Annotated in this window: 20 protein-coding genes; 7 read left to right on the top strand and 13 right to left on the bottom strand. The window is 67.8% G+C overall.

Translation table 11 applies throughout. The features are described from left to right. The coding region (locus NN4_RS11505; RefSeq protein WP_147129900.1) for a type I phosphoribosyltransferase at positions 1–381 on the top strand (381 nt) is incomplete at its 5' end. A 182-nt stretch (positions 382–563) separates the two neighbouring features. After that, positions 564–1,316 (top strand): ribosome hibernation-promoting factor, HPF/YfiA family, encoded by a 753-nt coding sequence (gene hpf, locus NN4_RS11500; protein WP_371865643.1) that lies wholly within the window; start codon positions 564–566, stop codon positions 1,314–1,316. An 82-nt stretch (positions 1,317–1,398) separates the two neighbouring features. Here hpf and NN4_RS11495 read toward each other — a convergent pair whose 3' ends face one another. From NN4_RS11495 to NN4_RS11480, 4 genes are read right to left on the bottom strand one after another with little or no spacing between them, the layout of a single operon-like run. Then, positions 1,399–2,535: an MAB_1171c family putative transporter gene (locus tag NN4_RS11495; RefSeq protein WP_147129899.1), complete on the bottom strand. Its 1,137-nt coding sequence runs from the start codon at positions 2,533–2,535 to the stop codon at positions 1,399–1,401. Beyond that, entirely contained in the window at positions 2,532–3,056 is a 525-nt protein-coding gene (locus tag NN4_RS11490; RefSeq protein WP_147129898.1) for a hypothetical protein, read from the bottom strand. The genes NN4_RS11495 and NN4_RS11490 overlap by 4 nt, the downstream gene beginning before the upstream one ends. Positions 3,057–3,105: 49 nt before the next feature. Beyond that, entirely contained in the window at positions 3,106–3,543 is a 438-nt protein-coding gene (locus NN4_RS11485) for an XRE family transcriptional regulator (RefSeq protein ID WP_147129897.1), read from the bottom strand. 10 nt (positions 3,544–3,553) lie between these two features. Beyond that, entirely contained in the window at positions 3,554–4,261 is a 708-nt protein-coding gene (locus tag NN4_RS11480) for a helix-turn-helix domain-containing protein (protein WP_147129896.1), read from the bottom strand. Positions 4,262–4,578: 317 nt separating this feature from the next. Here NN4_RS11480 and NN4_RS11475 point away from each other — a divergent pair, with 317 nt between their 5' ends. Continuing rightward, positions 4,579–5,871, top strand: coding sequence for an acetyl-CoA C-acyltransferase (locus NN4_RS11475; protein ID WP_147129895.1), 1,293 nt, complete (start codon positions 4,579–4,581; stop codon positions 5,869–5,871). A 216-nt stretch (positions 5,872–6,087) separates the two neighbouring features. Here the strand turns inward: NN4_RS11475 and NN4_RS11470 are convergent, their stop codons facing one another. From NN4_RS11470 to NN4_RS11460, 3 genes are all read right to left on the bottom strand, one after another. Next, on the bottom strand, positions 6,088–6,333 hold the full coding sequence (locus NN4_RS11470) for a hypothetical protein (RefSeq protein ID WP_135233024.1): 246 nt from the start codon (positions 6,331–6,333) through the stop codon (positions 6,088–6,090). Positions 6,334–6,612: 279 nt separating this feature from the next. Beyond that, a complete protein-coding gene (gene bluB, locus NN4_RS11465; protein WP_147129894.1) occupies positions 6,613–7,233 on the bottom strand; it encodes a 5,6-dimethylbenzimidazole synthase in 621 nt (206 codons plus the stop codon). Between the two features lie 294 nt (positions 7,234–7,527). Beyond that, positions 7,528–8,802 carry a fatty acid desaturase family protein gene (locus NN4_RS11460; protein WP_147129893.1) on the bottom strand — a complete coding sequence of 425 codons (1,275 nt, stop codon included), beginning with the start codon at positions 8,800–8,802 and terminating at the stop codon, positions 7,528–7,530. A 364-nt stretch (positions 8,803–9,166) separates the two neighbouring features. Between NN4_RS11460 and NN4_RS11455 the strand changes: the two genes are divergently transcribed. Then, on the top strand, positions 9,167–10,165 hold the full coding sequence (locus tag NN4_RS11455) for an endonuclease/exonuclease/phosphatase family protein (protein ID WP_147129892.1): 999 nt from the start codon (positions 9,167–9,169) through the stop codon (positions 10,163–10,165). Positions 10,166–10,212: 47 nt separating this feature from the next. Here the strand turns inward: NN4_RS11455 and NN4_RS11450 are convergent, their stop codons facing one another. From NN4_RS11450 to NN4_RS11435, 4 genes are all read right to left on the bottom strand, one after another. Continuing rightward, positions 10,213–11,649, bottom strand: coding sequence for a fatty acid desaturase (locus tag NN4_RS11450; RefSeq protein ID WP_147129891.1), 1,437 nt, complete (start codon positions 11,647–11,649; stop codon positions 10,213–10,215). Positions 11,650–11,731: 82 nt separating this feature from the next. Further along, complete coding sequence (locus tag NN4_RS11445) at positions 11,732–12,889, bottom strand: ferredoxin reductase (protein ID WP_147129890.1); 1,158 nt, start codon at positions 12,887–12,889, stop codon at positions 11,732–11,734. A gap of 150 nt (positions 12,890–13,039) precedes the next feature. After that, the gene (locus NN4_RS11440; protein WP_147129914.1) at positions 13,040–13,582 is read right to left on the bottom strand and encodes a DUF6912 family protein; all 543 of its coding nucleotides are present in this window, start codon (positions 13,580–13,582) and stop codon (positions 13,040–13,042) included. Positions 13,583–13,592: 10 nt separating this feature from the next. Further along, positions 13,593–15,005: a WS/DGAT/MGAT family O-acyltransferase gene (locus NN4_RS11435; protein WP_147129889.1), complete on the bottom strand. Its 1,413-nt coding sequence runs from the start codon at positions 15,003–15,005 to the stop codon at positions 13,593–13,595. Here NN4_RS11435 and NN4_RS46755 point away from each other — a divergent pair. The 3 genes from NN4_RS46755 to NN4_RS11420 all read left to right on the top strand — a co-directional run bounded on the left by NN4_RS46755 (position 14,937) and on the right by NN4_RS11420 (position 19,473). Beyond that, a complete protein-coding gene (locus tag NN4_RS46755) occupies positions 14,937–15,725 on the top strand; it encodes an Rv3235 family protein (RefSeq protein WP_308633309.1) in 789 nt (262 codons plus the stop codon). The two genes, NN4_RS11435 and NN4_RS46755, sit on opposite strands and share 69 nt — an antisense overlap. A gap of 205 nt (positions 15,726–15,930) precedes the next feature. Continuing rightward, positions 15,931–18,783 carry a preprotein translocase subunit SecA gene (gene secA, locus NN4_RS11425; protein WP_147129887.1) on the top strand — a complete coding sequence of 951 codons (2,853 nt, stop codon included), beginning with the start codon at positions 15,931–15,933 and terminating at the stop codon, positions 18,781–18,783. A gap of 288 nt (positions 18,784–19,071) precedes the next feature. Continuing rightward, a complete protein-coding gene (locus NN4_RS11420; RefSeq protein WP_135233015.1) occupies positions 19,072–19,473 on the top strand; it encodes a nuclear transport factor 2 family protein in 402 nt (133 codons plus the stop codon). A gap of 11 nt (positions 19,474–19,484) precedes the next feature. Here NN4_RS11420 and rsgA read toward each other — a convergent pair whose 3' ends face one another. Together rsgA and aroA are read right to left on the bottom strand one after the other, a co-directional pair. Then, complete coding sequence (gene rsgA / locus NN4_RS11415) at positions 19,485–20,501, bottom strand: ribosome small subunit-dependent GTPase A (RefSeq protein WP_147129912.1); 1,017 nt, start codon at positions 20,499–20,501, stop codon at positions 19,485–19,487. Next, positions 20,498–21,808 carry a 3-phosphoshikimate 1-carboxyvinyltransferase gene (gene aroA, locus NN4_RS11410; RefSeq protein ID WP_147129913.1) on the bottom strand — a complete coding sequence of 437 codons (1,311 nt, stop codon included), beginning with the start codon at positions 21,806–21,808 and terminating at the stop codon, positions 20,498–20,500. Before aroA ends, rsgA begins: the two co-directional genes overlap by 4 nt.

Genomic DNA, 21,808 nt, shown 5'->3' with positions numbered 1-21,808 from the left:
CGGACGGCCGATCGGCCACTGGTGCTGGTGCCCGCGCCGAGCCGGAAGGTCGCGGCGCGCAAGCGCGGTGGTGATCCGGTGCTGCGTGCGGCGGAGGTAGCCGTGAGTTGGCTGCCCGATAGCCAAATGGTATCCGTGCTCCGGGTGTGGTGGGGTGTCCGTGATTCGGTGGGGTTGACACCCGGTGCGCGGGCACACAATCTGCGCGGGCGGATCACGACGATACCCGCTTGCCCGGCGCTGCGCGAGATCGCGGAAAACGCCGAGGTAGTGCTGGTCGACGACGTGCTGACGACCGGAGCGACGGCACGCGAATCGGTGCGCGCGCTTGCCCGGATCGGATTACGGACGCGTGCCGTGCTGGTTACCTGTGCTGCTTGACTCCGGGAAATTTGCGTGAACACTGGCGCACTCCCGAATGTCGTACTACCGTCGCGATCACACACCCGAACCGGGAGTTTGGAGGTGGCGCCTCGGACATCATGTGCCGAGAGATCGTCGATCGGCACGGCTCAATCCCGCCGCACGCACATTGTCTGTGCGGCCATATTCGGGAGGTACGCGTGACGACTTCTTCACGACCTTCAGTGCAAGACGCTGACCCTTCGGTGCTGGACGACCGCACCGTCGACGTGACCGAACAATCCACTGCAGACCGAACCAGGACGCCCCGTGCGGACGTCGTGGTCAAGGGTCGCAATGTCGAAGTTCCGGATCACTTTCGAATCTACGTCGCGGAGAAACTCTCCCGCCTCGAACGCTTCGACCCGTCCATTTTCATTTTCGACGTCGAGCTGTTCCACGAGCGAAATCGACGGCAGCGCAAGAGCTGTCAGCGCGTCGAGATCACCGCGCGCGGTAAAGGCCCGATCGTGCGGGCCGAGGCCTGCGCCGATAGTTTCTACGCCGCGTTCGAGTCGGTGACGGCCAAACTGGAGAGCAGGCTGCGGCGCACCAAGGACCGCCGCAAGGTGCACTACGGGGACAAGACCCCGCTGTCGGTCGCGCAGGCCACCGCGGATCTGGTGGATGAGTCGCTGTTCGCGCAGCCGAACGGATCCGGCGCGCATGACCACCCCGAGGGCGACACCCGCCGCTCCGAGGAGCAGGCGGAGAATCAGGAATACGCGGCCGGACCCGGGCATATCGTGCGCACCAAGGTGCACACCGCGACCCCGATGTCCGTCGACGACGCCCTCTACCAGATGGAGCTCGTCGGCCACGATTTCTTCCTCTTCCAAGACCGGGAGACCGACCGACCGTCGGTTGTCTACCGTCGGCACGCCTTCGACTACGGGCTCATCCGGCTCGCATAGTTCGGCTGCCACCTTCCACCGCTCCGGGTATCCAGCGCCCGAGTCGGGTGCCCGGAGAACCCGCACCCCGTCACAGCGATCGTCAGCCGCCCCGGCTGGGCTTCGGCAGTAGTTTCGTCAAACCTGTTGGTAACGTGTGAGTTTCGTGTATCCGCCAAGCTCGTGCCAGTTCGAGCAGGCGGCGGATGTCGGAGTCGAGATCGCTGGACGGTGTGCCGAATCGATCGGATTCTCTGGTGCCTGCGGTGGGGGCGATACCGGCCCGCTTGGCGGTGATCGCCTGCCACAGTCGCTGGGCATAGCGCTCGTTACTCGGCGGACCCGACATGGCCTGCTCGGCGGGCAGATACCGGTGCAGGTGCATCAGCGCGTCCCGGATCTCCACCGTCATCCGGAGCAGGCGGGCGTCCGGCGGGACCGGACCGCTTGCGGGCAGCACGATCTCGGGTACCGCCGCGGTGAGTTCGGACCACAGCGGCCGCAGGCGACGGCAGCGCCGACCGGACCGGTCCCACCCGGCCCGCGCCGACACCAGCTCCGCCAGCGGTACCGCCAGCATCGCGGCCAGCACGAACACGGTGCCGAAATTCGGTGCCGCCCAACGGGTCAGGTGCGGGTCGTCGGCGTTCCAGTGACCGGTGTGCCGGGCGATCGAGCTCACCAGGCTCGCGCCCGCGATGACCGGCGCGGCGAGCAGCGCGGTGAAGACGGCCCGCTCGTACCTGCTGACCTGACCGGTGCGCAGCTCGCGCAGGCCGACCCGCCAGACCAGCCTGCCCGCCGCGATCAGCGGAATCCACATCACCGCCGACACCACGAACTCCTGCCAGCTGCTGTCCTGGCCGAGCAGGGTGCCTGCCCGCCGGTAGGGCGTGCCGATGATCAGGATCAGCCCGACGGAGGCGACGGCGGCCAGGTCGTAGTACCGCTGCCGACGTGCCGCGACGCGCGGATCGGTGTCGGCCCACAGGGTCGCGGCACCGTAGATGTTCGCGATCGCGAGCATGGTGGCGCCCATCGACAGCTGGTGCATCAAGCTGCCGAACTGCGGTGCGATGCCCCGCTCCAGCAGGACGAGCGACACTGCGGTCCAGGCCAGTGACCGGTTGAGCAGCCGGTCGATAGCAGTGTGATTGAGCACCGCGAAACGGCCGAGGGCCACGGCGACGACGAAGACGATCACCGGCACCGCGAAGGCCGCGGGGACGGGGGAGCTCACCGACGACGGTCGCGGAAGAATGTCCGGTGTAGCAACGAGTCTCGGCGTGGCGGGCGCATGGCGTGCAGCATGACCATGTCGGCGAAGGTTTCGGCGTCGCGTTCGCGGGTGGTGCCGTAGTCGGTCCGGCCCAGCACGTGCGCGATGGACTCCGGCGAGATCGAGGGTAGTAGTTCGGCGACCGCGGCCACCGTCGGCGTGGTCGCCGCGGGTTCGTCGTCGGTCGGCTGCTCCGGGCCGTGACCGAGCAGCATGTGGCCGAGCTCGTGCACGATGATGTGCTCGGCGTGCCACTCGGTGGTGTCCGCGCCGTAGACGATGACGTCACTGTCCTGCTTCGCGATCCACAAACCGCTGCCGGTGCCGCACCCGGTGCCCGCCAGCAACGCGGTATCGATCGGCAACAGACTGATGCTCCGGCCGCGATAGCGCGCGACATCGTCGAGATAGCTCGACAGATCCCACGGGTGGGGTATCGGTACGTCGCGGGTCAGGTTCCGGAACCGGGCCTGCATGGCCATGCGATCGATCTCCTACAGCAAGCTCGTTGCCCCCATGTAGGTGGAGATGTTACCGACTCGGCGGTACGGGACGATCGGTGCTCTCGATGATCCGGGCCAGGATCGACTGATCGACGTTGGAACCGCGCAGCGCGATGCTCGAAACATTGGCATCGCGCATGGTCGCGAGCAGCTCGAGCTCACGGTCGATCGCCGCGGCCGCCGGGCCCGTGGTGGTGAGGTAGTCCGCGGCGACGCCGAAGCTCTGCGCGATCGCCGCGAGGACCTCGGGTTCGATTGCGGCGGAACCGTTTTCGCCGTCGAAGTCACCACGGCGTAGTCGCTCCAGCTGGCTCGCCGGGATGGTCCGGCGCAGGTAGTCCCCGGCCTGCTCGGCCACCGTCGCATTGCTGCGCTCGGGCGCGGAGCGCGGGTGCACGACGGCGAAGAGCCGGTTGAGCTTGTGGCTCAACGTGAGCGTCCCATTGGTCGGCGCGTTGTTCGTCATCTCCGTCACCTCAGTGCCCGCCGTTTCGACTCGCGGTCGTGGCCAGGTTGGCAGCCAGCCACCGTGCCCGGAACTGGGCTTCTGTCGCAGCATCCACGTCCTCCGATCGTCCGGCCAGCCAGCGCCGGTATCGCCGTTCCTGTAGTTCGGTAGCGTCGCTGACTTCGGCGGGCACCTCCAGCAGGTGCGCGAAGGCCATTTCGACGAGAGGGTGCAGGGCGCGGCCCGGTCCGCCGTTGCGTTCCAGCATGGTGGTGGCGTAGCGCGCCGACAGTTTGGAGACCACGCGGTTGAGCTCTTCGATGGCCGCGACCAGCTGCGGGTCGGTGGCCGTACCGCGCTCGACCGCGTCGTTGAGCCGGCCCGCGGTGGCGAGCAGGCCGGTGAGGTCGGCGATTTCGAAGCGGATCGAGTCGGGCCCGGCCACCACGGATTCGCCGGTGTGGCGGGCGGCCGGGCCCGGCTCGTCGGCGGTCGGCGTGCCGCCCGCGTAGGTGCGCGCGGCACTGCCGGGCAGCCAGCGCAGCGGCGCGTCGAGTTTGTTCAGCGTGTGCGTGCTGATCGCCGCGTCGCCGTCCTCGATCTTGCGAATCGTCGGTGCTGAAGGCCCCCCGAGGTCGCCGATCTGTAACTGCGTGAGTCCGAGCTCGTCCCGGCGCTCCTTGATGATTCGGCCGAATCTCTTCTGGCGTCGCGACAGCTCCGAAGGGCTATGCATAGTGGCTTCAGGGTAGGCGCGAGCAGGGCTGAAAGCAAATCGATAGAAAGTGTTTGAAAAATCAGTGGAAATATTGCTACTGTTCTGAGGCGCCGAGTCGATCCGACATCGGCCTTGCGGAGCGTTCCGGGACGAGCAGGGGCGTTCGTCGGGACGGGCGCCTTCCGGTCTGTTGCGCAACGGCGCGCGGCAGGCCGGAATCAGCGACGGTGGAGGGGATCGCCGCTGCGCACGGGGTCACCGTCGGCGAAGGGGGTCGACGGTGAACTTACTATGGAGTAAGTTTGGTGGTCATAGATCTCTCGAAAGGAAATCGCATGGCCACCAAGGCTGCTCGCCGTGCCGTCATCGTGTCCGGTGCGCGCACGCCGTTCGTGCGTGCGTTCACCGGATACACACGGATGGATTCCATCGCCCTCGCCGATGCCGCCGTTCGGGGATTGCTGGAGCGCACCGGGTTGCCCGGCGCGCAGGTGCAGGCGATCGTGTGGGGCGGGGTGATCCTGCCTAGCGCAGCGCCGAACATCGCCCGGGAAATCGCGCTCGACCTGCGGCTGGACCCCGGCTGCGAGGGATACACGGTGACCAGGGCCTGCGCGTCCGGCCTGCAGGCGGTGACCTCCGCCGCGGCCGCGATCGAGCGCGGCGAGTACGACATCATGATCGCGGGCGGCAGCGACTCCACCTCCAACGCCGAGGTCAAACTGCCGCAGAAGGTGGTGCACGCCGCGGCGCCGCTGGCGCTCGGTAAGCCGAAGCCGAAGGATTACCTGTCCGCGGTCGCGCAGCTCGCGCCGTTCACCGACCTGCTGCCGAGCAGGCCGAAGATCGCCGAGCGCACCACCGGCGAGGTGATGGGGGAGTCGGCCGAGAAGATGGCTCGCATCCACGGCGTCAGCCGCGCCGACCAGGACGAATTCGCCGCCCGCTCGCACCATCGTGCGGCTGCGGCCATCGATTCCGGCCGGTTCGACGACGAGGTTCTGCGGGTGCGGACCCCCGAGGGCACCGAGATCGCCCGCGACGGACTGGTCCGCGGGGACACCAGCATAGAAAAACTATCGAAACTCAAGCCCGTGTTCGCCGAAAACGGCACCGTCACGGCGGGCAATGCCAGCCCACTCACCGACGGTGCGTCCGCGGTGTTGCTGATGAGCGAGGAGAAGGCCCTCGAACTCGGCTACCGGCCGCTCGCCGCGTTCCGCTCCTGGAGCTACGTCAGCGTGGATCCGACCGACCAGGTGCTCATCGGACCCGCCATCTCCATGCCGCGGGCGCTCGACAAGGCCGGAATGTCGTTGGGCGACATCGACTTCGTCGACATCCACGAGGCTTTTGCCGCGCAAACCCTGTCCGTGCTCGCTGCTCTCAGCAGTGACGAGTGGGCCAAGACCCGGCTCGACCGGGACACCGCCGTCGGCGAGATCGACATCGACACGCTGAACGTGCACGGTGGGTCGGTCTCCCTTGGTCACCCCTTCGGCGCCACCGGAGCTCGTATGGTCACCACCATGGCGAACGAACTCGCCCGCACCGGGAAGAACGCGGCACTGCTCGGCATTTGCGCCGCGGGTGGTATCGGTGCGTCGGCGGTCCTGGAGCGCGTCTGACCGTCGCGTCCTGCGCTACATGGCAGTCCTGGAGCGCGTCTGGCCGCCATGCCCCCGCACGGTATCGGCACTCCGGTGGCGAACCACACATCGTTTTCGTGAGCCGCACAGCCCTTTTCGTGAGCCGCAACCCCGTATAGCGGGTGTGGGGCTCACGCAGAGGGGATGCGGTGTAGCGAAGGGCGGGTACGGCTCGGGCCGAAAGTCGGGCTCGGGCTAGCGCGGGCGGCGCGGGCGATCCGGGGGGATCACCGGGATGGTGCCGTCGGCGGTGGGGCGGGCGCCGTAGGGGGTGAAGGTGCGGCGCGGGGTCTGTGATCGCCCGCCCTCCTCGGCGATGATCCGCAGGCAGGTGTCGTGGTGGGTCTCGCCGGGATGGCCCTCGCGGCGCAGGCGCAGCATGGCATGCGCGAGGTCGATGCCCAGCTCATGCGACAGCCGGACGGCGTCGACATTGGCCATGGCAAACCTCCTGAGCTGACGAGCTTTTGTGCGCGAGACGAATCCATTGTCCTAGATGGATATCCTCCTTGCGTACCCACTCGGCACCCAGACGAATCCTCGAGGTTGCGCGCGACGGCCGCGCACCCGGTGATCTCACGCACAGCGAATCGCGGGCGGCGGTCGCCAATCGCGTGCGAAATCGCGTGCGGCAGGCGCGAGTTCATCGAGGTGGTCCAGTCCGGGGGCGTGCGCCGTGGGGGTGATGGGTTGGATCGCGGGACGTCAGTCAGGTGTGCGTCAGGCGCGGAAGGTCTCGTGGTGCACGGCGTCGTGCAGGGGGCGTCGGGCGCGCCAGCCGAATCGTTCGAGGTCGGGGACCTGCTGGAATTCCTGCACCGGACCGACGCACAGCCAGGCCACCGGCTGGATGCCCTCGGGTAGCGCGACGAGGTCGGCGAGGAATTCGGGGTCGTAGAACGACACCCAGCCGACACCCACCCCCTCGGCGGTCGCGGCCAGCCACAGGTTCTGGATGGCGAGAACCGCGGAGTAGACACCGGTTTCGGGCACGCTGGCGCGCCCGAGCACCTGCGGCCCACCGCGGCTGTGGTCGTAGCTGACCACGATGCCCGTGCCGCTCTCGATGATTCCCTCGATCTTGATCGGCTCGAACGTCGCCGCTCGCTCCGTCGGCAGCGACGCACGGAACTCCACCCGCTTGTCCGCCACGTGATCCGCGAATTTCCGCAATGTGCTCGGATCGCGCACCACCACGAAATCCCACGGCTGCGAATTCCCGACGCTCGGCGCTCGATGCGCGGCCTCGAGAATCCGCCACAATGTCGCGTCGTCCACGAGCTCGCCGGTGAACTCCGCGCGCACGTCCCGCCGCACTCGAATCGCCTCGTAAACACTCAACCCGTCAGCACCCACGCGCCTACTCAACCACTCGGCCCTACTACGCAGACGAGCAGAGTCATATGGTCGTGGATCGATCTGGATCAGCCACCATATGACTCTGCTCGTTATGACTCTGCTCGTTTCTCGGAGTGGCTCGGCAAACGACTGTGCGGGCGGCTGTAAAAGCCGCCCGCACAGTCGATTTCTCGATCATCCGGTGATCACTACTGCGACCCTTGCCCGTAGTGCTCGATGAAGTTGCCGTTACCGTCGCGCTCGCAGGTGCCGCTCAGCGGGCCCGGGCCGACCGGTTCACTTCGTGAGTTGCAGGGCGCGCTCGACCGGCGCGGGGCGGCGGGTGAGACGGCGGCGGCCGGAGGCGAGGGCGGTGCGCAGGCCGTGGCGTTTGCCGGTGACCGGGTCGATGAACGGGCCCGTTTTGCCGGCGAACTTGCGCTCCGAGGCGGTTTCGGGGGCGTCGTCGGCGGTGTCGCGCAGGTACTTGTCCGGCAGCGACAGCTTGAGGATGGTGCGCCAGGCCTTGAAGTACTGCACCGGCAGCGAGCCGGTGGTGTAGGGCAGGTCGTACTTTTCGGCCAGCTCCCGGACGCGCACCGCGATCTCGGCGTACCGGTTGCTCGGCAGGTCGGGGAAGAGGTGGTGTTCGATCTGGTGGCTGAGGTTGCCGGTCATGAAGTGGGTGAGCGGTCCGCCGGAGATGTTGGCGCTGCCCAGCATCTGGCGCAGGTACCACTGGCCCTTGGTCTCGCCGTGGACATCGGCCTTGGTGAACTTCTCCGCCCCGTCGGGGAAGTGCCCGCAGAAGATCACCGCGTTGGACCATACGTTGCGGATCGCGTTCGCGGCGAGGTTGGCGGTGAGCGTGGAGAAGAACGCGGGGCCGGTGAGCGCCGGGAAGATCACATAGTCCTTGAGGACCTGCTTGCCCATCTTGGTCAGCGCTTCGCTGCGCTTGCGCTCGAAGTCGGCCCGCTCGGGGGTGCCCGGCTTGAAGCGGCCCGCGGCCAGCTTGCCGAGCTCCATGTGCTGGATGGCGACGCCGTATTCGAACAGCAGCTGCAGCACCAGGTTGTAGATCGGGTTGCCCAGGTTGAACGGCTTCCAGCGCTGATCGCGGGTCACCCGCAGCAGGCCGTAGCCGATGTCGTCGTCCATGCCGAGCACGTTGGTGTACTTGTGGTGCAGGTAGTTGTGCGTGTGCTTCCAGTGCTTGGCCGGGCCCGCGTTGTCCCATTCCCAGGTGCTGGAGTGGATCTCCGGATCGTTCATCCAGTCCCACTGCCCGTGCATGGCGTTGTGCCCGATCTCCATGTTCTCGATGATCTTGGAGGTGCTCAGCAGGGCGACACCGGCCAGCCAGGCCGGCGGTAAAAAGCTGGCGAACAGGACGCCGCGGCCGCTGATCTCGAGGGCACGCTGCAACCGGATGACGTTGCGGATGTACCGCGCGTCGCGCTCACCGCGCGAGGATTCGATATCCCGCCGGATCGCGTCGAATTCCGCGCCGAGTGCTTCCACGTCGGCCTCGGTGAGATGTGCGTATTCCTTGACATCCGAGATCGCCATGGCGGTTACAGTACCGTAAGTTACGTGACCGTAGGTTACGAGAGGCTGAACGCCGATGTGGTAAATCCCCCATTGCGATCACGATCATATGGTGCTAGATCAAGTATGCGGCCGTACAGCGTAAAGCCTTCTCTCGCATGGCGTTACGGCTCGACGGTGACCGGCGGCCCGGGTTCGATCTCGACCCGTCCGGTGAATCGCGACCGGCGTTCCCGCGCCAACTATGCCGCGTCCCGCGCCGGAGCGCCATCCGAACTGGGGAGGCCTCATCAACCAGCCATTTTGTCGAACTTTTGCCAAAAAGTCACGCGCTGTTCCGAAGATTCCCCTAACTTCCAGCGTCTCTGACGAATGGAGTTCGATCATGCGATTATGCAAGGCGTTGCTCACGGCCGTTCTGCTGGCGAGCACCGTGCTGGTGGGGGTCGCGCCGGCGGCGCAGGCCGGCGACCACGAGCGGGTGCGCGTGCTGACCTGGAACATTTTTCACGGCGGACGTGAGCCCACGCCGGACAATCTGAACGACCTGATCGACCAGGTGATCGATATCGAGCCGGACGTGTTCTTCGCCGTGGAGACCTACGGCTCCGGCGACCTCATCACCGACGCGCTGACCCGCCGTGCGCACAACGGCCGCTACACCGGTGTCCGCATCACCGACCGGCCCGCCGGGCAGGACAACCTGTGGATCTTCACCAAGTACGAGGTCGTCGCGACCTACCCGAAGCCACAGGGCGGCCCGGTGAGCGACTTCAATCTCGGCGGCGTCCGGGTCCGCGTGCCGCACGACGGTGAGCTGAATCTGTTCGCCACCTGGCTGACCTACACCGATCCCTGGGACGGCTATCTGATCGACGAGAACGCGATCGACCGCCGCGACGGCCGCGAACCCCGCCACTCGGTCGCCGCCGTCGTGCAGGCCGAACGCGCCCAGACGCAATACATCACCGACATCGTGCAGAACCAGCTACCGCGAATGCTCGGCGGCAACACCGCACCCGTGCTGCTCGGTGGCGACTTCAACACGCTGCCCGGCGCGGACTGGACGCCGAGCCAGGCCGACTGTCCCAACCACTTCGGGCTCAGCTATCCGCTGACCGCAACCAAGGTCGTCACCGACACCGGTTTCGTGGACACCTTCCGCGCGGCCAACCCCGACGTCTGCGCCGTCCCCGGCCGCACCTGGAGTCCACTACCCACCGAGAAGCTGATCACCGATCAACGGATCGACTTCCTCTTCGCCAAGGGCAACGTCGAAACGCGGGCGGCCCGCATCGTCGATCAACGCATGCGGCGCCACGGGCCTGGCGTCTTCTACTCCGACCACGCGGCGGTCGTCAGCGATCTGAAGGTGCGCTGGTAATCCACCGACCGAGCCGGGAGCTGATCACTCCCGGCTTACTCGATCGGTCAGCGCCGGCGACGATTGCGGAACAACGCCCGCTGCCGCTCGGCCTTGCGCTTCAGCGACGCCTGCTCGGTGCGGGCCCGGTCCTGCAGCGCGACAGTGGCCTCGCGCAGCGCCTCCTTCTCGTGCTCGGCCTTCTCGCTCAGCGCGCGCTTGGCCTCGCGCAGCATTTCCTTCTCCTGCCGCGCCTTCTCCTTGAGCACCACCTTGGCCTCGCGCATCGCCGAACGCAGGCCGCGCCGCTGCCCGGTCTCCGGGTCGACGCCGAGCCAGCTCGCGGTGTCCGAACTCGGCAGCGACGGCAGCGTGATGCCGGCGAACTTGTGTTCCGAGGACGTCTCCGGCGCGTTGTCGGCGGTGGCCTTGAGAAAACGGTCCGGCAGCGCGAGCTTGTGGATGGTCCGGAAGGCGAGCAGGTACTGCTTGCCGAGCGAGCCGGTGGTGTAGGGCAGGTCGTACTTCTCGCACAGTTCGCGCACCCGTACGGCGATCTCGGCGTACCGGTTGCTCGGCAGGTCCGGGAACAGGTGGTGCTCGATCTGGTAGCAGAGGTTGCCGCTCATGAACGCCATCGCGGGCCCGGCCTTGAAGTTGGCACTGCCGAGCATCTGCCGCAGGTACCACTCGCCGCTGGTCTCACCCTCGAGCTGTTCGATGGTGAATTTCTCGGCGCCGTCGGGGAAGTGGCCGCAGAAGATCACCGCGTAGGCCCACAGGTTGCGCACCAGGTTGGCGGTCGCGTTCGCCTTCAAAGTCGACATGAATGCGGGTCCGGTGAGCGCCGGATAGAACACGAAGTCCTTGCCCACCTGACGCGCGATCTTGCGGGCGAACTCGCGGTTCGGCTCGGACCGCCAGCCGGGCGGGGTCCCGGAGAGCTCTTTCTCGATGTCCCAGTCGTGCAGCGCGATACCCCACTCGAAGGTCGCGGCGAGCACCAGGTTGGCCAGCGGTTGCACCAGGTGAACCGGCCGCCAGGCCTCGTCGCGGGTCATCCGCAGGATGCCGAAGCCGAGGTCCTCGTCCTTGCCGAGCACGTTGGTGTAGGTGTGGTGCGAGTAGTTGTGCGCCCGCCGCCACTGCGACGACGGCCCGGTCTGGTCCCATTCCCAACTGCTGGAATGGATCTCCGGGTCGTTCATCCAGTCCCACTGCCCGTGGCTGATGTTGTGCCCGAGCTCCATGTTCTCGACGATCTTGGCGACCGACAGCAACGCGGTGCCGGTGAGCCAGGCCCAGCGGTTGCGGCTACCGAACAGCACCGCCCGCCCGGCCACCTCGAGACAGCGCTGCGCGGCGATGGTGCGCCGGATGTACTTGGCGTCCCGCTCGCCGCGCGACTGCTCCACCGAGCGCCGGATCGAATCGAGCTCCTGCCCCAGTGTTTCGATGTCTGCCGCAGTCAGGTGGGCGAACGCCTGAATATCGGTGATTGCCACCGGGTGTCCTTTCGCTGCTCAATTTCACTCGAGGGTACCCAAACACCGTCTGCGGCGGGGTGAGCCGAGGCTCGGCGCGTGCTCAGACGTCGAGGGTGCAGTCGCCCGCCGCGGCGGAGATGCAGGTCTGCACCTTGTCGCCTTCGCGATGCTCGTCACCGTTGCGTAGATCACGCACGTGCCCGGAATTCAATGTCACGACACAGGTTTGGCAGATTCCCATGCGGCAACCGAACGGCATCTGCACGCCGACGGACTCGCCCGCCTCCAGCAGGCTGGTCGCGCCGTCCACCTCGGCGGTGCGCCCGGTTTTACCGAAGGTGACCGTGCCGCCCTCGCCGACCGCGGAGCGCGCGATCTCGAACCGCTCCACGTGCAGCCGATCCGAGATGCCCGCGTCGCGCCAGTGGTGTTCGATCTCGTCCAGCATCGCGGCGGGGCCGCAGGCCCAGGTGTGCCGCTCGCGCCAGTCGGGGAACTTCTCGTCGAGCCCGGCGAGGGCGAACTTGCCGTGCTCGCCGGTGAGGTGCAGGTGCGAGTCGAAGCTCGGGTGCCGGTCGTGCAGGTCGCGCAGCTCGGCGCCGAACATGACGTCCTCGGCGGTGCGCGCGGAATGCAGGTGCTGCACGTCGGTGACCATGTCACGGCGGTCCATCGCCCGCAGCATCGCGAGCACCGGGGTGATCCCGCTGCCCGCGGTCAGGAACAGCACCTTGTCCGGCGGCGGGTAGGGCAGCACGAAACCGCCCTGCGGCGCGGCGAGCCGGACCACGGTGCCGACCGGGACGCCGCTCACCAGATGGCTGGACAGGAAGCCCTCCGGCATCGCCTTCACGGCGATCGAGATGACGCGCTTGCCGCCCGCCTCCGGATCCGACCAGTTCGGCGGACAGGTGAGCGAGTACGAGCGCCAGTGCCAGCGGCCGTCGATCAGCACGCCGATGCCGATGTACTGGCCCGGCTCGTATTTGAAGTCGAAGCCCCAGCCCGGCTTGATCACCAGGGTGGCCGAGTCCGCGGTTTCCTTGCGCACGTCGACGATGCGACCGCGCAGTTCGCGGGCCGACCACAGCGGGTTGGCCAGATGCAGATAGTCATCCGGCAGCAACGGGGTGGTGACGCGTGCCACGGCCCCGCGCAACACGTTCAATCTGCCGCCGCGCTCGGCGACCGCGGCGGCCGGTGCCTCCAGCCACTCCCGCACGCTGCGCACGGAGAATCCCCCAGTTTTCGAGCTCATCGCTGCCGTTCGTCTTCCTGTTCGTCGGATGCGCTGCCCACGCCTCAGCAAGGTTACGGCATCGTAGGTTAGCCGGGAGGTCGTGGCCGCTCCACCCCATCATCCCCGGCGCGCGGGCGCGCGTCAGTACGCGCGGGCGATAAGGGAGCGTCAGAGCAGCTCGAGCAGGAACGGCAGCTCCTGCGCGGCGTACCAGGCGAGCTGGTGATCCTCGGCGTCACCGAGCACGAACTCGGCGTCGGTGTCGCCCAGATCGGCGGCGTCGACCACGTCGACGGCCTTGGCCACCTGCGGCTCGGCCTCGGCCAGGTCGACGTGCACGCAGCCGATCTGGTCGTAGGTGATCGGCCCGGCCAGCTTCACCACGGCGTCGTCGAGGTCGGAGCGCAGCTTCGCGCCGGTCACATCGGCGGCGATCACCGCGCGCCGGTAGACCGGCCTGCCCGCGTCGGCCGGTGCCGCGGTCGCGTCCTCGTTGTCTTCGGCGTCGTCGCGTTCGGCGGCGAGCAGGCGCAGCGAGGCGCGGGCGGCCTCGCCCATCGCCACCTCGGCCAGCTCCTCGTCGTCGCCGGAGGCGTACGCCTCGCGCAACGCGGGGGTCACCGCGAAGGCGGTGCCGCCGATCGGGCGCAATTCCCGGTTCGTGACGAGCTCGCGCAGCATCGGCACCGTCGCGGGGATATAAACCCGCATTTTCTCCTGATCAGACGCAGGCACCGAGCATCTCCTCCATGGAATCGCGCACCGACGCGGCCAGCACGCCGATGTCGGCCATCGCGTCGCGGTCGGCGTTGAGTCCGTAGAAAACGCGTCCGTCATAGGACGTGATCCCGATGCTCGAGGCCTGATTGCGCAGCAGTGGCGACACCGGATACATCTCCAGCATCCGCGCGCCGCCGATGAACATCGGCGTCTGCGGACCCGGTGCGTTGGTGATCACCAGATTGAACGTGTGCTCTGCGAAGGTACTCGCCGCACGCACGCTCATGGCATGCAGGCTCGCCGGAGCGAAACCGGCCAGGTGCACCAGGGTGCGCGCGCGAACGCCGCGATGATGCTTGCCGTTCGCCTCGGTGGCGTGCGAGATGTGCGAAAGCCGCATGACCGGATTGGGTTCGCCGACCGGCAGGTCGATCAGGAACGAGGAGACCTCGCTCGCCGGTTTCAGCTGATCGCTGTCGGGCCCTTCGACATACACCGACATCGGCACCACGGCGCGCAACGTGGTCGACTCGGTGAGCGTCTCACCCCGCGACAGCAGCCAATTGCGCAGCGCACCGGAGACCACCGCGAGGATGACGTCGTTGATCGAGCAGTCGAACCGCTTGCGGATCTTGCGGTAGTCCTCGAGATCGGTGCGCACCACGTCGAAGCGGCGGTTGCGGGAGGTGCGCGCGTTCAACGGGCTGTCCGGCGCGCCGGTCGTCGCCGCGCGCACCGCCGAGACCACCGAGTCCACCGCCCGGCCCGCGGCGCCGATCACCGCGAAGGCGTGGCCGCTCGCGTGCCGGGCCACCTCCAGCGCCTCGCGCGGCTGCGCGGCCAGGTGGGTCAACGCCCCGATCAACAGCTCCACATCGTTGGGTTCGCGCGGCGCGTGCCAGGCGTTGTTCGCGAGCTCGCGCGGCGACGGCCCGGTATCGAGGATCACATGGCCGATCTCCAGCGCGGTGTCGCCGTCGACCAGGGCCGAGTGCGTCTTGGTGAAGATCGCGCAGCGGCCGTCGGACAGGCCCTCGATCAGATACATCTCCCACAGCGGCCTGCTCTGATCCAGCGGCCGGGAGGCCAGCCTGGCGACCAGATCGTGCAGTTGCTCGTCGGTCCCCGGAGTGGGCAGGGCCGAGCGGCGGATGTGATAGGTGATGTCGAACTGGCTGTCCTCCACCCAGACCGGGCGGCCGAGGGCGAACGGGATCTCCACCACCTTGCGGCGATAGCGGGGGACCAGCGAGAGCCTCGCCTCGACCAGATCGACCAGCCGGTCGTAGTCCAGCACGGGATCGGCGCCGTGCTCGGCATTCCGGACGATCGCGAGGGCGCCGATATGAATCGGGTTGCTGCTCGACTCGAGCCGATAGAAGGACGCGTCCTGCGGGGTCAGTCTCGTGATCACGCTGCCCGATGCTCCCTTTTTTCGATGCCGCCTCACGCCTATTGTGCTGCTGCCACAAGGGTTCAGCTGCTCCGCTGTGGCTTATTCGGTGAAATCGGCGTTCCCCTTTACCCGCTGCGGCTTCCGTGGCAAGCTGTCTGCCTCGAGCCAGGGGAACTCGATTCGAACACAGGGGGACACCGGATGCACAGTCGACGACCATCGCTTTCGCCCGCGCCACGGCTCGAGCCACCGCTGGATGGTGCTCGGCCGGGCCGCCCTCGATCGGAGGCGTTGTCGCCACGAGCCGCGCTGCCCTGTCACCGTCGCATGCCGTCACATAGCGGGTCGACCAGTCGGGCGGCGGAGCGACGCGCCCGGCACGACGGTCGTCCTCCATCGTACGGCAGGGATGGTGAAACAGGTTCGGCCGCAAGTCGATTCGCGGAAAGTTCGCTACGGCTGGTGCTGGAGGTGCTGGACGGCCGCCGCCCCGCGGTCCAGCTGCGCAGGCTCGCCGCGCCGTCGGTGCTCGCCGCGATCGAGACGCTGGCGCGGTCGGTGCCGCCGGGCCGCAAACTCGGTCCGGCCACGTTGACCAAGCTCGGTGTCGAGCTGACCGCCCCGAACACCGCCGAGGTGTACGGCAGATATCAGCGGGGGAATCGGGAGTTCGCGGTGGCCGCGTGCGTGGTGTTGCACCGGGCCGGCTGGCAGCTGACCGCCTTCCGCGTACTGTGAGTACCAGGGCGGACGACACGGCCATGGGCTGATGTTGCCGAACGGCGCTGCTCGTCGGCACTGACGTACGGCGCCGCATTACCATGAAGCGTGCAGCGGATTCCGCACTCGTAGCGCGAACCCGCACGCCGGCCGTGAGTCCACCCCTCGGCCCGGCGCCGACGACGACACGAATGACACACCGACCAGAGGACTGACGAGACCCGTGCCTGCGCTGACACTGACGAGGTTGCTACGGATTGGTGAGGGTCGCATGGTCAAGCGGCTCGCCAACTTCGCCGATCAGGTTCTCGACCTCGAGTCGGAGTACGAGCAACTCACCGACGCCGAGCTGCGCGGCAAGACCGACGAATTCCGCGAGCGCTACTCCGACATGGTCGAGGAGGGCGCGGCCGATCCGCTCGGCGCGCTGATGGCCGAGGCCTTCGCGGTGGCGCGGGAGGCCTCCTGGCGGGTGCTGAACCAGAAGCACTACAAGGTGCAGATCATGGGCGGTGCCGCGCTGCACACCGGCAACATCGCCGAGATGAAGACCGGTGAGGGCAAGACGCTCACCTCGGTGCTGCCCGCCTACCTCAACGCGATCAGCGGCGACGGCGTGCACATCGTCACCACCAACGACTACCTCGCCAAGCGCGACTCCGAGTGGATGGGCCGCGTGCACCGCTTCCTCGGGCTCGAGGTCGGCGTGATCCTCGGCGGCATGACGCCCGCCCAGCGGCGGGTGGCCTACGGCGCCGACATCACCTACGGCACCAACAACGAGTTCGGCTTCGACTACCTGCGCGACAACATGACGCACTCGCTCGACGACCTGGTGCAGCGCGGGCACAACTTCGCCGTGGTCGACGAGGTCGACTCCATCCTGATCGACGAGGCGCGGACCCCGCTGATCATCTCGGGTCCGGCCGACGCCTCCAGCAAGTGGTACGCCGAGTTCGCGCGTATCGCACCGCTGTTGAAGAAGGACCTGCACTACGAGGTCGACATCAAGAAGCGCACCATCGGCGTGCACGAGGCCGGCGTCGAGTTCATCGAGGATCAGCTCGGCATCGACAACCTCTACGAGGCCGCCAACTCGCCGCTGGTCAGCTACGTGAACAACGCGATCAAGGCCAAAGAGCTCTACACCCGCGACAAGGATTACATCGTTCGCGACGGCGAAGTGATCATCGTCGACGAGTTCACCGGTCGCATCCTGGTCGGGCGCCGCTACAACGAGGGCATGCACCAGGCGATCGAGGCCAAGGAAGGGGTGGAGATCCAGCCGGAGAACCAGACCCTGGCGACGATCACCCTGCAGAACTACTTCCGCCTCTACGACAAGCTGTCCGGCATGACCGGTACCGCCGAGACCGAGGCCGCCGAGCTGCACCAGATCTACAACCTCGGCGTCGTCCCGATCCCGACCAACCGGCCGATGGTCCGCGCGGACCAGTCCGACCTGATCTACAAGACCGAAGAGGCCAAGTTCGCGGCCGTGGTCGACGACGTGGTCGAGCGGCACGAGCGGGACCAGCCGGTGCTGATCGGTACCACCAGCGTCGAGCGCTCGGAGTACCTGTCCAAGCAGTTCACCAAGCGCGGCATCGCGCACACCGTGCTCAACGCGAAGTTCCACGAGAAGGAAGCCGAGATCATCGCCGAGGCCGGTCGGCCCGGTGCGGTGACCGTCGCGACGAACATGGCCGGTCGCGGTACCGACGTCGTGCTCGGCGGCAACCCGGACATCATCGCCGACCTCATTCTGCGCCGGGAGGGCCTCGACCCGGTCGAGACGCCGGACGCCTACCAGCAGGCCTGGCTGCCGACGCTGGAGCAGGTCAAGGCGCAGACCGCGGCCGACGCCGATCGGGTGCGCGAGGCGGGCGGGCTCTACGTGCTCGGCACCGAGCGGCACGAGTCGCGCCGCATCGACAACCAGCTGCGTGGTCGTTCCGGCCGTCAGGGTGACCCGGGCGAGTCCCGGTTCTACCTGTCGCTGGGCGACGAGCTGATGCGCCGGTTCAACGGCGCCGCGCTCGAGGCGATCATGACCAGGCTCAACCTGCCCGACGATGTGCCGATCGAGGCCAAGATGGTCTCCAAGGCGATCAAGAGCGCGCAGACCCAGGTCGAGCAGCAGAACTTCGAGATCCGCAAGAACGTGCTCAAGTACGACGAGGTGATGAACCAGCAGCGCACCATCATCTACGGCGAGCGCAACCGGATCCTGCGCGGCGAGGACATGGAGGGCCAGGTCCAGGGCATGATCACGGACGTGATCACCGCCTACGTCAACGGCGCCACCGCCGAGGGCTACGTCGAGGACTGGGATCTGGACAAGCTGTGGACGGCGCTCAAGACGCTGTACCCGGTCAAGATCAACTACAAGGACCTGACCGGTGAGACCGCGGTCGGCGAGGCGGGCGATCTCAGCCGCGACGAGCTGCTCGAAGCGCTGCTCGACGACGCGCACGACGCCTACGCGCGCCGCGAGGCCGAGATCGACGGGCTGGCCGGCGCGGGCAGCATGCGCAATCTCGAACGGCAGGTGCTGCTTTCGGTGCTCGACCGCAAGTGGCGCGAACACCTCTACGAGATGGACTACCTCAAGGAGGGCATCGGCCTGCGGGCCATGGCGCAGCGCGACCCGCTGGTCGAGTACCAGCGCGAAGGCTTCGACATGTTCACGGCGATGCTCGAGGGCCTGAAGGAGGAGTCGGTCGGCTTCCTGTTCAACCTGCAGGTAGAGGTGCAGCAGCCGCAGCCGGACGGCGTCTCGGTCGATCAGGGCCTGCGTTCGCCGGTCGGTGCGATGGCCGCGCCGCGCCCGCTGCCCACCGACGAAGCGCCCGTCGGCAACGGCACCGCCGCCCCGGCGGCGTTGCGCGCCAAGGGCATCGACTCCGGTAACCAGCGCGGTCTCAGCTACTCCGGACCCGATGAGGGCGGGCACCGCGAGGTGCACAGCGACGCCGAGGAGTACGGCGACGGCACCACCCGCCGCGAGCGCCGCGAGGCCGCCCGCGCACAGGAAAAGCCCAAGCGCGCCCCGAAGCCGCGCCGCCGCCACTGACGTGGTGTAGCTGAAACGCAAAGGCGCCCAAGGACTCCGGTCCCTGGGCGCCTTCGCGTTTTTCGGACAAGCAGTGCACTCCGGCGGGCGTACTTGACACGGGGATGCCCCTGCGCGACGACTGATCTCGCGAGCACATGCGTAACTCGCCGGGAACGGGCGAACGTGCCCGCCGAACTACCGCCGGCCGCCAACCTCACCGCTGTCACACCTGACTCTGGCCTGAATTTCCGGAGAGGCGGGACAGAATGCGCGCGTCGGGTGTCGAAGAGGCGTACGTTTTTCTGGGTGGACCGAAGCACAGTTGAGGCATGGGTCAGCGAATATGAACGGGCCTGGCGATCGCCGGGCACGGACAAGCTCGGCGACCTCTTCGCCCCCGAAGTCGGATACCAAGTCTCCCCGTGGGCCGAACCGCTCACCGGGCTACCCGCGCTGGCGAAGTTCTGGGAAGCCGGGCGGGACGGGCCGGACGAGACGTTCTCGATGGAGCCCGAGGTCGTCGCCGTGGACGGACTGACCGCCGTCGTCCGGGCGGAGGTCGAATACCCCGGTCAACCGGCGCGCTGGCGCGACCTATGGGTCCTGCGCTTCGACGGGGAGGGCCGCTGCACCTGGTTCGAGGAGTGGCCGTTCGCTCCCGGCCAGCCGGACGGGCAGGACCGATCCAGCGAAGCGCTGCGCAGCTGAGCGAGCGGTAGCTAGTCGATCGGCCGTGGTCCGCTGTTGTTCTGCCAGTGCTCGTTGGAGTTCAGCGCGGTGAGCAGCAGCCGGATGGCGGCCACCCGGCGCTCCTTGCCGGGCAGTTTGTCCAGTGCGCACTCGGGGTCGGCGGGCGGCCCGAGGTGGGTGCAGCCGCGGGGACAGTCCTCGATGGCGGCGGCGAGGTCGCTGAAGGCGGCGACCACGTCGTCGGGGGTGATGTGGGCCAGGCCGAACGAGCGGATGCCCGGAGTGTCGATGACCCATCCGCCGTCGGGCAGCGGCAGCGCGACGGACTGGGTGGAGGTGTGTTTGCCCTTGCCGACGCCGGACACCTCGCCGACGGCCCGATACGCGTCCGGCACAAGGCGATTCACCAGCGTCGACTTGCCGACGCCGGAGTGGCCGATGAACGCGGTGAGCCGTCCGGTGAGCAGCTCGAGCACCGGCGCCAGCGGGTCGTCGACCCCGCCGTAGACGATGGTGAGGTCGAGATCCTCGAAGGCGGCGGCGAATTCGGACTCGGCGGCCAGATCGTGTTTGGTCAGGCACAGCACCGGGTGCAGCCCGCCTGCGTACGCGGCGACCATGCAGCGTTCGACGAAGCCGGTGCGCGGCGGCGGGTCGGCGAGGGCGACCACCATGAACAGCTGTTCGGCATTGCCGACCACGATCCGCTCGAACGGATCGGTGTCATCGGCGGTGCGCCGCAACACCGTTCGGCGGTCGGTCACCCGCACGATGCGGGCCAGCGAGTCGGGCCGGCCGGACATATCGCCGACCACGTCGACCCGATCGCCGACCACGATGGGGGTGCGCCCCAGTTCCCTGGCGCGCATGGCGACGATGTGCCGGTTCGGGTCGCCGCCGAGCACACAGCCCCAGCGGCCGCGATCCACCGCGACCACCATCGCGGATTCCGCATCATTGTGCTGCGGACGGGTTTTCGTGCGGGGACGCGAACTCTTGCCCGGGCGTACCCGGACGTCGGATTCGTCGTACTCGCGCTTCCTCAGTGCGCCGCCTCCTGATCGGAGCGCGTCGGATCGAGCATCCGCTCCCACAGCGCAACGAAATTCGGCAGCGTCTTGGCCGTGGTGCCGATGTCCTCGATCTCGATGCCGGGCACCCGCAGCCCGAGAATCGCTCCGGCGGTGGCCATTCGGTGGTCGGCGTAGGAATGCCAACGGCCGCCGTGCAGTTCGGCGGGCTCGATCTCGAGCCCGTCCTCGGTCTCGGTGACCTTGCCGCCGAGCCGGTTGATCTCGGTGGACAGCGCGGCCAGCCGGTCGGTCTCGTGGCCGCGCAGGTGTGCGATACCGCGCAGGTGCGACGGTGAATCTGCCAGTGCCGCAAGGGCCGCGACGGTCGGGGTCAGCTCGCCGACGTCGTGCAGGTCGATATCGATGCCGGCCAGGCGGTCGGGGCCCTGCACGGTCAGCACGCCGTCGAAGACCCGCGCCTCGGCGCCCATCCGCACCAGGATCTCGCGGATCACGTCGCCGGGCTGGGTGGTCAGCCGCGGCCAGTGCGGGATCTTCACCTCGCCGCCGGTGACGGCGGCGGCCGCCAGGAACGGGGTCGCGTTGGACAGATCCGGCTCGACGTCCCAGTCCACCGCGCGGATGGGGCCGGGAGAAACCTCCCAGGTCTGCGCCTTGCGGCTGTGCTCGGGCGCCTGCACCTGGACATCGGCCAGGCGCAGCATCTCCACGGTCATCTCGATGTGCGGCATGGACGGCAGGGCCTTGCCGTCGTGGTGCACGATCAGGCCCTCGTCGAACCGCGCCGCCGACAGCAGCAGCCCGGAGACGAACTGGGAGGACCCGGAGGCGTCGATGGTCACCGTGCCGCCGCGCAGCGCGCCCTTGCCGTGCACCCGGAACGGCAGCGCATCGCCGTCGATGTCGGCGCCGAGACCGCGCAGCGCGTCCAGGATGGTGCTGAGCGGGCGCACCCTGGCCTGCGCGTCACCGTCGAAGGCCACCTCGCCCGCGGCGAGCGTGGCCACCGGCGGCAGGAAGCGCATCACGGTGCCCGCGAGCCCGCAGTCGACGGTGCCGCCGCGCAACGGGGCCGGGGTGACGGTGAGCGTGTCACCGTCACCCTCGATGCCGGTGCCCAGTGCGCACAGGGCCGCGATCATCAGGTTGGTATCTCGGCTGCGCAGCGCGCCGGACAGCGTCGACGGTCCGTCGGCCAGGGCAGCCAAGATCAATGCCCGGTTCGTGATCGACTTCGATCCAGGCAGGGTCACGGTCGCGTGCACAGGGACATCGACATGGGGCGCTGGCCAGAAACTCACCTGTCCATCTTCGCCCAT

The organism is Nocardia ninae NBRC 108245 (assembly GCF_007990755.1).
GTDB classification, from domain to species: domain Bacteria; phylum Actinomycetota; class Actinomycetes; order Mycobacteriales; family Mycobacteriaceae; genus Nocardia; species Nocardia ninae.
Note: the sequence above shows the minus strand (reverse complement) of the source record. Positions and strands in the feature narration are given on the sequence as shown.